This is a genomic window from Mycobacterium novum (genome assembly GCF_010726505.1).
GTDB classification, from domain to species: Bacteria; Actinomycetota; Actinomycetes; order Mycobacteriales; family Mycobacteriaceae; genus Mycobacterium; species Mycobacterium algericum.
Map to the genome: position 1 here is coordinate 4,312,568 of NZ_AP022562.1, position 12,873 is coordinate 4,325,440.

Annotated in this window: 12 protein-coding genes; 8 read left to right on the forward strand and 4 right to left on the reverse strand. The window is 67.8% G+C overall.

The features are described from left to right. Positions 1-22 precede the first annotated feature (22 nt). Positions 23-505, reverse strand: a complete 483-nt coding sequence (bfr, locus tag G6N19_RS20330) for a bacterioferritin (protein ID WP_013828899.1) — start codon at positions 503-505, stop codon at positions 23-25. Positions 506-728: 223 nt separating this feature from the next. Between bfr and G6N19_RS20335 the strand changes: the two genes are divergently transcribed. Both G6N19_RS20335 and G6N19_RS20340 read left to right on the forward strand, forming a co-directional pair. Next, positions 729-1,424 carry a fatty-acid--CoA ligase gene (locus G6N19_RS20335; RefSeq protein ID WP_232062445.1) on the forward strand — a complete coding sequence of 232 codons (696 nt, stop codon included), beginning with the start codon at positions 729-731 and terminating at the stop codon, positions 1,422-1,424. A gap of 10 nt (positions 1,425-1,434) precedes the next feature. Then, positions 1,435-1,671, forward strand: coding sequence for a (2Fe-2S)-binding protein (locus G6N19_RS20340; protein ID WP_041317844.1), 237 nt, complete (start codon positions 1,435-1,437; stop codon positions 1,669-1,671). 10 nt (positions 1,672-1,681) lie between these two features. On the opposite strand, the gene G6N19_RS20345 is transcribed toward G6N19_RS20340, so the two are convergent. Then, positions 1,682-2,617: a hydrogen peroxide-inducible genes activator gene (locus G6N19_RS20345; protein ID WP_013828896.1), complete on the reverse strand. Its 936-nt coding sequence runs from the start codon at positions 2,615-2,617 to the stop codon at positions 1,682-1,684. Between the two features lie 115 nt (positions 2,618-2,732). Here G6N19_RS20345 and G6N19_RS20350 point away from each other — a divergent pair, with 115 nt between their 5' ends. The 5 genes from G6N19_RS20350 to G6N19_RS20370 all read left to right on the forward strand — a co-directional run bounded on the left by G6N19_RS20350 (position 2,733) and on the right by G6N19_RS20370 (position 7,253). Then, positions 2,733-3,320: a peroxiredoxin gene (locus G6N19_RS20350; protein ID WP_013828895.1), complete on the forward strand. Its 588-nt coding sequence runs from the start codon at positions 2,733-2,735 to the stop codon at positions 3,318-3,320. Positions 3,321-3,368: 48 nt separating this feature from the next. Next, complete coding sequence (locus G6N19_RS20355; protein ID WP_193465513.1) at positions 3,369-3,905, forward strand: carboxymuconolactone decarboxylase family protein; 537 nt, start codon at positions 3,369-3,371, stop codon at positions 3,903-3,905. A gap of 122 nt (positions 3,906-4,027) precedes the next feature. Continuing rightward, positions 4,028-5,272, forward strand: coding sequence for an alpha-hydroxy acid oxidase (locus G6N19_RS20360; protein WP_193465514.1), 1,245 nt, complete (start codon positions 4,028-4,030; stop codon positions 5,270-5,272). 50 nt (positions 5,273-5,322) lie between these two features. After that, positions 5,323-5,958: an endonuclease gene (locus G6N19_RS20365; protein ID WP_193465515.1), complete on the forward strand. Its 636-nt coding sequence runs from the start codon at positions 5,323-5,325 to the stop codon at positions 5,956-5,958. Positions 5,959-6,020: 62 nt separating this feature from the next. Further along, positions 6,021-7,253 carry an NAD(P)/FAD-dependent oxidoreductase gene (locus tag G6N19_RS20370; protein ID WP_193465516.1) on the forward strand — a complete coding sequence of 411 codons (1,233 nt, stop codon included), beginning with the start codon at positions 6,021-6,023 and terminating at the stop codon, positions 7,251-7,253. Between the two features lie 15 nt (positions 7,254-7,268). On the opposite strand, the gene G6N19_RS20375 is transcribed toward G6N19_RS20370, so the two are convergent. Together G6N19_RS20375 and G6N19_RS20380 are read right to left on the reverse strand one after the other, a co-directional pair. Next, positions 7,269-8,750, reverse strand: coding sequence for an acetyl-CoA acetyltransferase (locus G6N19_RS20375; RefSeq protein ID WP_193465517.1), 1,482 nt, complete (start codon positions 8,748-8,750; stop codon positions 7,269-7,271). A gap of 51 nt (positions 8,751-8,801) precedes the next feature. Continuing rightward, positions 8,802-10,367, reverse strand: a complete 1,566-nt coding sequence (locus G6N19_RS20380) for a sensor domain-containing protein (protein WP_193465518.1) — start codon at positions 10,365-10,367, stop codon at positions 8,802-8,804. A 125-nt stretch (positions 10,368-10,492) separates the two neighbouring features. Here G6N19_RS20380 and G6N19_RS20385 point away from each other — a divergent pair, with 125 nt between their 5' ends. Then, complete coding sequence (locus G6N19_RS20385; RefSeq protein WP_193465519.1) at positions 10,493-12,865, forward strand: hypothetical protein; 2,373 nt, start codon at positions 10,493-10,495, stop codon at positions 12,863-12,865. The last annotated feature ends 8 nt before the right edge of the window (positions 12,866-12,873 follow it).

Genomic DNA, 12,873 nt, shown 5'->3' on the forward strand with positions numbered 1-12,873 from the left:
CCCGCATCGACTGGGGGCGTCGTCACGTGGTCGGCGGGCGGGAGACGCACTGTGCCGAGTACAGCGCCTCGCCCAGCTTGTCCATCAGCTCCAGTTGCGTCTCCAGATGGTCGATGTGGGATTCCTCATCGACGAGGATGGCCTCGAGAATCTTGGCAGTCGTGCTGTCCTGCTTTTCGCGGCACATGACGATGCCCGGTCGCAGCCGGTTGAGCACATCATTTTCCAGCGCCAGGTCGCTCTCGAACTGTTCGCGGATCGTCTGGCCGATGCGCAGGGAGCCGATGCGCTGATAGTTCGGCAGGCCGCCGAGTACCAGAATCCGGTCGGTGACCGTCTCGGCGTGCCGCATCTCCTCCATCGACTCTTCGCGGGTGTGGCCGGCCAGCTCGGTGAAGCCCCAATTCTCCTGCATCTTCGCGTGCAGGAAGTACTGGTTGATCGCGGTGAGTTCACTGGTCAGCTGCTCGTTGAGCAGTTTGAGAACCTCCGGGTCGCCTTGCATGATCACTCCTCTGGGGTGAAGAACCTCGCATGCCGGCCGCGACGGACGGGGTGACTCATCGCCGTAACGCGCCGAATCTCAATCTAGTGCAGGTCGGATGTGCCAGGGGGGTGATTACCCGTGTCTCGGCGCGTCGAATCGGCGCATCGGCTCGGCGTTCGGTGGAAGCGGGTCGCCGGCCAGCCCTACGCGATGCGCTGAAGTTAGGTTAGACTCTACTAACATGAGACTCGCCACGCCAGGCCGCCGTGTCGGCAGTTCGGGCCACGGTGTGTCCCGTCACGACGATCCGCACTCACTGGTGCTGGCACTGGACTACCGGGTTGATGACGTTGACCGGACCTGGTCGCTGATCCGCGACGACCATGCGCCGCTTCTCAGCCTCGGCGCCCGCCACGCGGTGCTCTACACCTCGGCGTTCGAAACCGACCGGGTGCTGGTGACGATCGGCCTGCGCCACCGCGTGTCGGTCAAGGAGTTGCTGCGCTCCCCCGCCATCTTCGAATGGTTCGACCGCTCCGGAGTCAACTACTTGCCGGCGATCTTCGCCGGCGAGGTCAAAGAGAAGATCAACCTGGCCCAGCCCGGCCCGCAGCAGCTCGGGTCGGAGGTGATCGTCGGGGTGGTATCCACCGTGGCCGATCCCGCGGATCTGATGGCCAATGTGCACCGCGGACTGGATCGATTCGCCGGGGCCGGCGTGCGCAAAGTGTGGGTGTATCAGGCCGTCGACGACGGGAATGAGGTGATGACGCTGCTGGAGATCGACAGTGCGGCAAGCGCGCAACGCTGGATCGACCACCCGGACACCGCCGCGGAGTGGATGATCGGCTCCGGGGCCGCTGGGTACCCCCGGCCGTTTGTCGGAAGGCTCGCTGCCGCAATCGATCTGATGACGCCTGTGGACGACGGTCGGTAGGGGTATCGCCATGTATGTATGCCTTTGTGTCGGAGCCACCAATCAGATGGTGAGCGACGCCGTCGCGGCCGGTGCGTCGACGTCGAAAGAGGTTGCCGCAATGTGCGGGGCAGGCGGCGACTGCGGCAGGTGCCGGTGCACGGTCCGCGGCATCATCGAGGCCACGTTGGCAGCGACCCCCAGCGTCCCGGCCAACGGTTCGCTGCGGCACCTCGCCCTGGACATCACGCCGGTCGGTTCACACTGATCGACGGCTGTTACGCGACCAGCTCGACCTGGTGTTGCGCGGCGATGACGTCGCCGATGATCCCCGCCAGCCGCCGGTAGGAGTCCTCCCGCCCACTGGAGGTCCGAAACACCAGTCCGATGCGCCGGCCCGGTCGGGGCGCGGCGAAGTAGGCCAGCGCCAAGCCACTGCGCTCGGCTTCCACCGCGACCGCCGTCTGCGGGATCAACGTCACGCCCAGTCCCCCGGTCACGCACTGCACCGCAGTCCCCAGCGACGCCGCGCGAGTGTTGGCCAACTGGGCACGCACGCCGGCGTTTCGGCAGATGTCCAGCGCCTGATCCCGCAGGCAGTGCCCCTCGTCGAGCAGCAACAGCGGCAGGTCCGCCAGGGCTGCAGGCGCGACCCGTCGCTTGCCGGCCAGCGCATGTCCGGGCGGAAGCGCCAACACGAAATCCTCGTCATAGATGGGTATCTCGGTCATGCCGGTGGTCTCGGTCGGCAATGCCAGCAGCGCGGCGTCCACCGCGCCCTCCCGCAACCCGGTGAGCAGTCGCACCGTCTGGTCCTCGATCACCCGCAGGTTCAGGCCGGGTAGTCGTTCCGAGATGCCGGCCAGCACGGCGGGCAGCACATAGGGCGCCACGGTCGGGATCATGCCCAGGCGCATGGTCCCCTGCAGCGGATCGGCGACCCCGGCCGCCGCCGCCGAGAACTGCGCCGCCGCGTCGAGCACGGCGTGGGCGTGCGGCAGCAGCTGCTCCCCTTCGGCGGTCAAAAAGACCCGCCGGGTGGACCGCTCAATCAACTGGATGCCCAGACCGGACTCCAGTGACGACAACGCCTGCGACAACGTCGACTGGCTCAGGCCCAGACCGGCCGCCGCGAGGCTGAAGTGGTGCTTCTCGGCGACCGCGGCGAATGCCCGCAGTCCGGCCAGGGTCGGCTGATAGCTTATATCGGTCATACCGATAATTATAGTGCCAAGTATCACCTTTCATTTTTAATTCAGATAGGGCAACATGGAGTGTGCGGGCACTGAACTCGTCCGCGCCCCGAAATCTCACACCAAAAGGAGTGTCATGGCACTGCTGACCATCGGAGACCAGTTCCCGTCCTACCGGCTCACCGCGCTGATCCCGGGCGACCTGTCCAAGGTCGACGCGAAAGGGCCCGAGGACTTCTTCACCACCGTCACCAGCGACGACCACCCGGGCAAGTGGCGGATCGTATTCTTCTGGCCCAAGGACTTCACCTTCGTCTGCCCCACCGAGATCGCTGCCTTCGGCAAGCTGAACGACGACTTCGCCGACCGCGACGCGCAGGTGCTCGGCGTGTCGATCGACAACGAGTTCGTCCACTACAACTGGCGTCTCCAGCACGAGGACCTCAAGACGCTGCCGTTCCCGATGCTCTCCGACCTCAAGCGCGAGCTCGCCGAGGCCACCGGTGTGCTCAACGCCGACGGCGTCGCCGACCGGGCGACCTTCATCGTCGACCCCAACAACGAGATCCAGTTCGTCTCGGTGACCGCGGGCTCGGTGGGCCGCAACGTCGACGAGGTGCTACGGGTGCTCGACGCGCTGCAGTCCGACGAGCTGTGCGCGTGCAACTGGAAGAAGGGCGACCCGACGCTCAACGTGGGTGAACTGCTCAAAGAATCGATCTGACCGAGCCGACACGGTGCGACGCGCCGGCGATGAAAGGAATAGCGCCATATGAGCATTGAGAATCTCAAGAACGCGGTCCCCGAATTCGCCAAGGACCTCAAGCTCAACCTGAGTTCGATCGCTCGCACCACCGCTCTGAACGAGGAGCAGCTCTGGGGCACCCTGCTGGCCAGCGCCGCGGCGACACGCAACGCCACGGTGTTCGCCGAGATCAGCTCCGAAGCGGCCGACAACCTGTCGGCCGAGGCCTACCAGGCCGCTCTGGGTGCGGCGTCGATCATGGGCATGAACAACGTGTTCTACCGTGGCCGGCACTTCCTGGACGGCGCCTACGACGACCTGCGGCCCGGGTTGCGGATGAACATCATCGGCAACCCGGGGGTCGACAAGGCCACCTTCGAGCTGTGGAGCTTCGCGGTCTCGGCGATCAACGGCTGCCAGGCCTGCGTCGGCTCTCATGAGCAGGTCGTCCGCGATGCGGGAGTCGGCCGCGAGGCGGTGCTGGAGGCCCTCAAGGTCGCCTCGATCGTGGCGGGGGTGGCCCAGGCGATCTTCGCCGGGCAGGCGCTGCCCGGTTCGGCCTAAGGATCGGTGCTGGCGCGGCTCAGCCGGACTCGGCGGGCCGCGCCAGCCGGTCCAGGGCGACCGGATCGTCCCGGCCGCCACAGTAGCGGGTCCGACACCGAATCTCGTGGATGGAGCAAGCGATGCCGGTGACGCAGCGGCGGTTTCCCAGAGTCCACGAGCTGGCGCCGCTGATCAGATTTCGCAGGCCACGGTTGAACCGCCGTGCCCAGCGGCTGGCGGCCGCGCTGACCGTCGAGGATCTGCGGCGCATCGCCCAGCGCCGCACCCCCAGGGCTGCCTTCGACTACACCGACGGCGCCGCCGAGGACGAGATCTCACTGGAACGGGCCCGACAGGCCTTCCGCGACATCGAGTTTCACCCGGCGATCCTGCGCGACGTCACCGACGTCGACACCAGCCGCGACGTGCTGGGCGCTTCGGTGGCACTGCCGTTCGCGATCGCGCCGACCGGCTTCACCCGGCTGATGCACACCGCCGGTGAGCTGGCCGGCGCCCGGGCCGCCGAGGCCGCCGGGATCCCGTTCTCACTGTCGACGCTGGGCACAGCCTCCATCGAAGAGGTCGCCGCGGCCGCCCCCGGCGCCCGGCGGTGGTTTCAGCTCTACATATGGCGCGACCGCGAGCGGTCGATGGCGCTGCTGCGCCGCGCCGCCGACGCCGGCTACGACACCCTGCTGGCGACCGTCGACGCCCCGGTCCCGGGAGCGCGTCGGCGCGACACCCGCAACGGTATGACCATCCCGCCGGCGCTGACGCTGCGCACGGTGGCCGATGCGATCGTGCACCCGGCCTGGTGGTTCGACCTCTTCACCACCGAACCGCTGGCCTTCGCGTCGCTGGACCGGTGGTCGGGCACCGTCGCGCAGTACATGGACAACATGTTCGACCCGAGCATGACCTTCGACGATCTGGCCTGGGTCCGGTCGCAGTGGCCGGGCCGGTTCGTCGTCAAGGGCATCCAGACCCTCGCCGATGCCCGCGCCGTGGTCGATCTCGGCGCCGACGGCATCGTGTTGTCCAACCACGGCGGTCGCCAACTCGACCGGGCGCCGGTGCCCTTTGCGCTGCTGCCCCACGTCGCGCGCGAGGTCGGTGCCGACACCGAGATCCTGCTGGACACCGGAATCATGTCCGGCGCCGACATCGTGGCGGCGGTGGCGCTGGGCGCCCGGTGTACCTTGATCGGCCGGGCCTATCTGTACGGGCTGATGGCCGGCGGTCAGGCCGGGGTGCAGCGCGTCATCGACATCCTCGCCGAACAGATCCGGCGCACCATGCGGCTGCTGGGGGTCAGCGAGCTCGCCGAGCTGTCGCCGCAGCACGTGACGCAGCTGCGGCGGTGGGTGCCGCTCGACGGCGGCTGATCCGGGCGGCCCAACGTTTGTGGCGCGGCGCGAGCGGGTATACGCGGCCGGTGCATACCGACACGGAACTGGTGCGACGGCTACTGCGGCGGGCCGGAAAGACCTACGCGCAGGAGGCCGGTATCCGGTTGCGTAATCAGCCGATGCCGCTGTTTCAGCTGCTGACCCTGTGCATGCTCGCCAGCAAGCCGATTGACGCGGCCATCGCGGCCCGGGCGGCGCGTGAGCTGTTCAAGAGCGGCCTGCGCACACCACACAAAGTTCTTGAGGCCGATCGCCGCACCATGATCGACGCCATGGGCCGCGCCCACTACCGCCGCTACGACGAGAGTTCAGCCACGCGGTTGGTGGAGCTCGCCGAAGCCGTGCAGGAGAACTATCGCGGTGATCTGCGACTGCTGGCGGAGCGCAGCGGGCGCAATATCGACGCGGCCGTCGAGTTGCTCACGGAGTTCCAGGGGATCGGTGATACCGGTGCGAGCATCTTCCTGCGGGAGGTCCAAGACGTGTGGCCCTGGGCCCGGGCCAGCTTCGACGAGCGTGCGCTGGCCGCGGCACGTGACCTCGGGTTGCCCGGCGACGCAAGCGAACTCGGTGCGCTGTCGGGAGGCCGCAACGCTGAACTCGCGGCAGCGCTGGTGCGCTACTCCTCCGACGCCGATGTCCGTGAGCGGCTGGCCGATTAGCCCGCTGCCCGGCCGAATCGCCGGTAAGGTGGCCGGTGACGGCGCCTAGAGCGGAGGATCGCGTGTCGACATCAACAACCTTCGTGATCGTCGGCGCCGGCCTGGCCGGCGCCAAGGCCGTGGAAGCGCTGCGCGACAAGAACTTCGGCGGAACGCTCATGCTGCTCGGCGAGGAGCAGCATCTTCCCTACGAGCGGCCGCCGCTGTCCAAGGAATTCCTGGCCGGCAAGAAGACTCTCGGTGACTTCACCGTGAACCCACAGGGCTGGTACCGCGAGCACGATGTCGACTTTCGCTCCGGAGCCCGCGTCGTGGGTTTGGACCGGGCCGGTCACAGCGTCGAACTGGCCGACGGCACCAGCCTGAGCTACCAGAAGCTGCTGCTGGCCACGGGTTCGCGCTCCCGACGGGTACCGATCCCGGGTGCCGACGCTCGCGGCGTGCACTATCTGCGCACGGTCGACGACGCCGCTGCACTGGATTCCGCACTGGCATCGGGCACCCCGCTGGCAGTGGTGGGCGCCGGCTGGATCGGCATGGAGGTGGCCGCAGCGGCCCGCCAGCGCGGCGTCGACGTGACAGTGGTGGAAACGGCCACACTGCCGCTGCTGGCCAGCCTCGGCGCCGAGAACGGGGCGATCTTCGCCACCCTGCACCGCGACCACGGCGTCGACCTGCGCCTGGGTTCGGCCGTTGCCGAGATCACCACGGCCGACGGCGCCGCCACCGGCCTGCGATTGGCGGACGGCTCGCACATCAGCGCGGGCGCGGTGCTGGTCGCCGTGGGCGCACAGCCCAACATCGAGCTGGCCGAGCAGGCCGGTCTTGCCACCGGCAACGGCGGTGTCCTGGTGGATGCGAGCCTGTGCAGCAGCGATCCCGACATCTACGCGGTCGGTGACATCGCAGCGGCACAGCATCCGCTGCTGGCAACCCGGATCCGCACCGAACACTGGGCGAACGCACTCAAGCAACCGGCGGTTGCGGCGGCGGGAATGCTCGGTGACCCGGGCGAATACACCGAGCTGCCATACTTTTTCACCGACCAATACGATCTCGGCATGGAGTACGTCGGGCACGCGCCCGGCTACTCCCGCGTGGTCTTCCGTGGCGACACCGACGCGCGCGAGTACACCAGCTTCTGGCTCGGCGACGACAACCGGGTACTGGCCGGGATGAACGTCAACATCTGGGAAGGCCTCGATGACATCAAGGCCCTGGTCAGGTCGCAGGAACCCGTCGATCCCGACCGGCTGGCAGACCCGGCGGCGCCGCTGAGCGAGCTGTCGCGCTGAGCGGCGGCGGGTGCGCTACCGCAGCGTCGCGGTGCCGTCCACGTGCACGTCGACGGTCGCACCGGCGATGTCCTCGCGCACGCTCGCGTCGGCGGTGTCCCGATCGCGGCTCACCGCCATGGTTCGTGACCCGTCGGGTGTGCGGACCGCAAGGAAAATCTGCTGGGGCTTGCCGTCCCGGTCGAACGGCGTGGTCCACGACTCCACCGCGCCCGTCCCCTGCCACTGCGTGAGCTCCGGCCGGGTCGGGTGGGCGTCCACCGCGGATTGAACGTCCTGCCAGCGGAATCCGGATGCGGGCGGTTCGGTGCCGTACACCCCCATGCTGTGCTTGGTCAGGTAGCCGCCGTTGGCGGTGATCAGCCCGCGCCGGCCCGGGTTGGCGACCAGCAGTTCAGCCAGGGTGGCTATCGAATGCATCACGTAGTTGTTCCACGGCCCGCCGGCGAAGGTCAGCCCGCCGGTCACGGTCAGCGGCCGGGCCGGGTCATCGGTGGGCAGACCCAGCTCGGCCGCGGCGACCTGGACCGCCGACGGGAAGCACGAGTACAGGTCGACGTAATCGATATCGCCGATCTCACCGACGCCCGCCAGTTCCAGTGCGCACTTCCCCGCGATCCGGATCGCCGGTGAGCGGTGCAGTTCGTCGCGGGCACCGATCGCATAAGTGTCGTGGGCATCGGCACCGGCCTGGGGAAAGATCCAGCGCTCCGACGGGATCCGCAGTTCGGTGGCGCCCTGAACGGAGGTCAGTACCAGCGCCGCGGCCTGGTCGACCATGTTGTTGGAGTTCATCAACTTGGTGTAGGGCCAGCTGATCATCCGGTTCTTCTGCCCTGGCCGCCAGATATCTTCGGCTCCAACGGGTTCGCGGATCCAAGCATGCGGGTTGGCCACCGCGACCGCGTTGAACCGCGCCCACAGCTCACCGATGCGCCGGCGATGGCCCTCGATGGTCTCCCCGGCCGCGATGCGCAGTGCCTGCTCGAACAGCGGGTAGACGTAAGCGGGCCGGTCCAACCCGATGCGTTCCTCGGCGGCACCCGACAACGGCACGTCCTCGCCCTCACATTCGGCGAGTGGAACCTCCGCATCGTCCTGCCGGGTCCAGGCCAGCCTGCCGCCGGCGGCCCGCAGCCGGCTGCGGGTGCGCCACATCTCACCGCCGGCCAGCAGCACCACCCCGGCGCGGCCGTCCTGGATGTCCAGGCAGGCTCGATTCAACAGCGACTGTGGCACATTGCCACCCATCGGGCTGTAGCGTGTGGCGGGCCGGTCGGCGCCGATCCGCTGCGCAAGCAGCACACCCGGATCGCGGTAGCGCGCCGAGAGCAGGTTCACCACCCGGATCGAGTCGACGGCGCGCAGCACCCGATCGTCGGCGGCGTGGCGCGCCGCCGCGGCCATCAGATCGACGGGTTCGACGGGATCGTGGTCGTCGCGGTGGTTGATCTGGCCGTAGCCGATCAGCACCGGCGTCCGGGGGTCGACGGGCATGGGCGTAAGACTAATCTGCGGCGCGCGCCCGCCGGCGTCGCGGCGTTCAGATCAGAAAGGCGGATTATCGGTGAGTTTGGCGGCCAGCCTCCCGGCGATCCGGTTGGCTTGGTCGCCGATGTGGTCCCCGCAGGCCTTGACATCAATGACCTTGTCGGCCACGGTCCCCAACACCCGCTGGCAGCTGTAACCGTTGCGGCCGTCGAGGCTGAACGACTGAGTGATCTTCGGCGCGTCGCCGGTGACCTCGCCGATATTCCAGGTGAAGGCGTCGGTTCCGCCGTAAACAGCGGTCACCGTCTGCCCGGCACAAGCCCGCCACGGGAGCGCCGCGGCCCTGACGAACGCCAGGGCCCGGTCGGTATCAGCGGGGAACTTCGCCACGTCCTGGTCGACGAAGCGGTTTCCGTCGAGTCCGGCGCGTGCCACCCCGGCGCCGGCCTCGGACACCCGCCAGGTCAGCTGTTGGCTCCCGCTGTTCCGATATGTGCGGTCCAGACCCGGGTAGAGCACACCCGCACAATCCGGCGGCGACACTTCAACCACACCGCTGGTGTGCTTGGCGTGCTGGGGTTCACCTTCAAGGGCTTTCATTCCGGAAACACCCATGATGGCGTCGAGTTCGCTGTCACCGAGCATGGCGAGGCCGGGGTGGTTGCGCGGGATCGCAACCAGAATCGTGCCGATCACCGCGACGACGACACCGCCGGCGAGAAACCACCTGTTGCGCGACGGCCACCTTCGCCGCGGGCCGGCCGCAACCGAATCGGTCGCGGCGATCGCGACCGGCCGGGCCCGCTCGGTCGCTGACTCCCCGGCAGGTTGCGGACCCGGTGCCGGCTCGACGACCGGTTGCGCACCCGACGACAGTGCCACCGTGCGCTGGGGTGTCGACTGCCGTGACAGCGCGGGGCGCGGGGCCGCGAACGGTACCGTGGTCATCCCACCGGCCGGGGTTGCGAGGTTGGCGTCGCAGGTGCTCAGCATCGCATCGACGTCGCTTCTGGTGCGCCAGGTGACATCAGGTCGGTCGCGCAGCAGGTACAGCAGCCGAACGATGTCGCGATGCGCGGTGGGATCAGCACAGTCCTCGTCAAGCTTGTTTCGCAGTTCCGAGACCAGCCCGGCCTGCTCGTGATGGCTCAACTCCGGGCTGGCGAGGACTCCGGCCAACCGCATCAGATAGGCGAACGGCACCTCCGGCTCCGCGGGCAGCGGCGCCGGCAGCGGCCCCCCTTGCGCCGTTCGCCGTTGCAACGCTTCGATCAACCGGATTTCAGTCTCGGAGTTCGGGTTCCGGTAGTCGATGATCTGGGTGGCGGCAAGCGGGGTGACCCGCACGCTGTCGACCGGGCCGATCTGGACGGGAAGAATCGGGCGACGTAGCGCCTGGGCGTACGCCAGCTCCGCTCGGCAGGGTTTGGAGGCCAGTGAGTTGTTCGACAACGCGACGATGAACACGTCGCATTCGCGAATCTTCTCGAGGATGGTCTGCCACCAGGCCTCCCCGCCGCCCAGTTCATCGTCCAGCCACACACCCTGGCGGGTGCGCCGCAACACGATCAGCAAGCCGTCAATCGCCGACCGGTCTTGGCTGGCGTGACTCACGAAGAGCATGAGTGCCTCCGGAAAGTTCGACGTGGGAAGAAGCATACCGAGTAAACTCCATGCCGCAATACCAACAGGACAGAACAGTGAGCCCGAGTCCGGATCAGTGCACAGGCGCCCGTGCGGCCACGCGAATGCGTTCCCTCGTCACGTCTCGCCGTGCCGCCCATCTGGCCCTGTCGGCCGTGGCCGTCACCCTGATCGCCTGGCTGTGCGTACTTGCCCGGTGGCCGGACGCCGCCGGCGGGTTACCGGCGTGGTTGGGCTGGTTCGGCCGCCCCGGATCGTTGCCGTCGGTCGCCATCACCGTGACCGTCCTGGTCACGCTCTGTGTGCTGAGTTTTCGCGGCCACGGCGACACGCGATCGGGAAGCGTCCCGGCCGCGATAGTCGCCGGTCTTGCCACCGTGGGCGCGCTACTGGGTCTGACCTCGTTCTGGGAATGCCACGACGACACTCATCCGAGCTTCTTCCAGCCGCTGATCTGGACGGCGGTACTGATCAAAGGCGGCATGACAGACCTCTCGATGAGTGGGCAGGTCTGCCCTACCACCACGCCGACCGCCCTGGTGGTAGCACGACTGGCGGCACTCGGCGCCATTTTCACCGGACTCTCCGGTGTCGCGCTCGCCCTGTTCCGATCCCAGGTGGATCGATGGCAGGCCAATCACGCCTCCGCTGTCACCGCGGTGATCGGCGTCGATGACGACTCCGGGGCGATGATCGGCGGCATCGCGCAGACGCTGGGCCGGCGCGACACGCTCGTCGTCATGTTCGACGCCGCCGACGAACGCGGCCTATACGGCGCGCGGGCCCTGGGGGCCCGAGTGCTTTCGGTAGACCTCAACAACCCGGCCTCGCTGGAATCGCTGTCGCTGTGGCGCAATCTCGCGAGCTTGTACCTGTTGTCGAGTGACGCCTCCAACAACCGGCTGTGGCTGGACACGATCAGCCAGGCGCTCGCCGATTCACGCCGCCAGCCGCGACGACTACCCCTGGTGCTCCGGGTCGACGATCCGTGGCAGGCCGAGGCCTGGCGCGCCCAGCAGTTCGGCGGGGCTGACGCGCGATGGGCCGTCGACATCATCGGAAAGTACGAAGTGACCGCCCGCTGGCTGCTCGACAATATCGTCGCAGCCAAGACTATTCAGCGGGTATTCGTGTGCGGTACTTCGCAGTTGACGCTAGCGCTCTGCGCCGACCTGACCCGCCGGAAATTGGAGCACGACTACTACAGCGCCCCGTCCGAGTCGGCGTTGCCGGCCCTGATACTGGTCGGCGAGGACGCCGCTGAATACCAGCGGGATCACGAATTCCACCGCGCGCAAATAGGACTCATCGCGACCGGTCCGGACATCGACGTGGTGTCCAGCGCACCGACGGTGCCGACGCTGACCCAGCTGATCGATGCCGGCGACGCGGCGACCAGTGCCGCCATATTCGTCGACGACTGGTCACGTGGTCCCCGTGGCCCGGCCACCACCGGAAGCCGGTTGGCGGCCCGCTTCACCACGATGCCGGTCTACAGCTGGGATCCCGACAGCCGGGTCAGTGACAAGCCGATACCGATCGTGGGCCGGCTCCGTACTTTCCGGTTGATGCTGCAGATGTCCGACGGGCAAGCATCCGACGCCTGGGAGCGGGCCGCCCGCCTCATCCACGGGCGCTACCTCGCCAGGATCGGTCCGCAGGCGCAACCGCTGCCCTCGCGGTTGCCGTGGGACGAACTCGACGAGTTCTACCGCCGGTCGAACCGGCGCCAGGTCCGCAATGCCTTGTGGATGGTCGAGCAGGTCGCCGACCACACTTGGGACACCTGGGGCAGCGCACCGGCCCCGCTGGCGGAGCGAGACATGGCCGGTTTGCCGCCGCTGGAACAACTCGCTCAGCTCGGCTTCGACCACGATTCAGCCATCGCGATGGCCCGTAGCGAACACGAAGACTGGTGCCACTACTACCACCGCAACGGTTGGCGATATGGCCCGAACCGAGACGATCGGCACCGGATCCACGACAAGCTGGTCGACTGGTCTGTCATCGAAGCCGATCCTGCGCTGCTCGACGGCGTCCTGCTGAGCGTGGCGAACACGCTGTGGAGTCTTCGCCAGCTCGGCTACCGGTCCCGTCCGGTATGGCAGTCATTCGACAGGGTCGGGACTGTCCGCGCCGAGCAGCGAGTCGGGCCCTGGACCTGGACCTCCCCGTCCGGAGCGACGATGCAGGCCGGCCCCGGCGACTGGTTGGTCGAAGAGGACGGCAAGAGCTGGTCGGTGCGCGACGACATCTTCCGGGCGGGCTACCGCCATGTCAGCGGATCGCAATGGCAACGGCGCGGAACGGTGCTCGCGCGAATAGCCCAGCCGGGAGAGACAATCCAGACCCTGGAGGGCCCCACCGTAGCTGCCGACGGGGACTGGGTGGTCAAGGGCGATCACGGCGACCAATGGCCGGTTCCGGCCGATGTGTTCGCGCACCACTATGCCGAACCCCGTTCGATGGGTGAGTGACCCAGCAG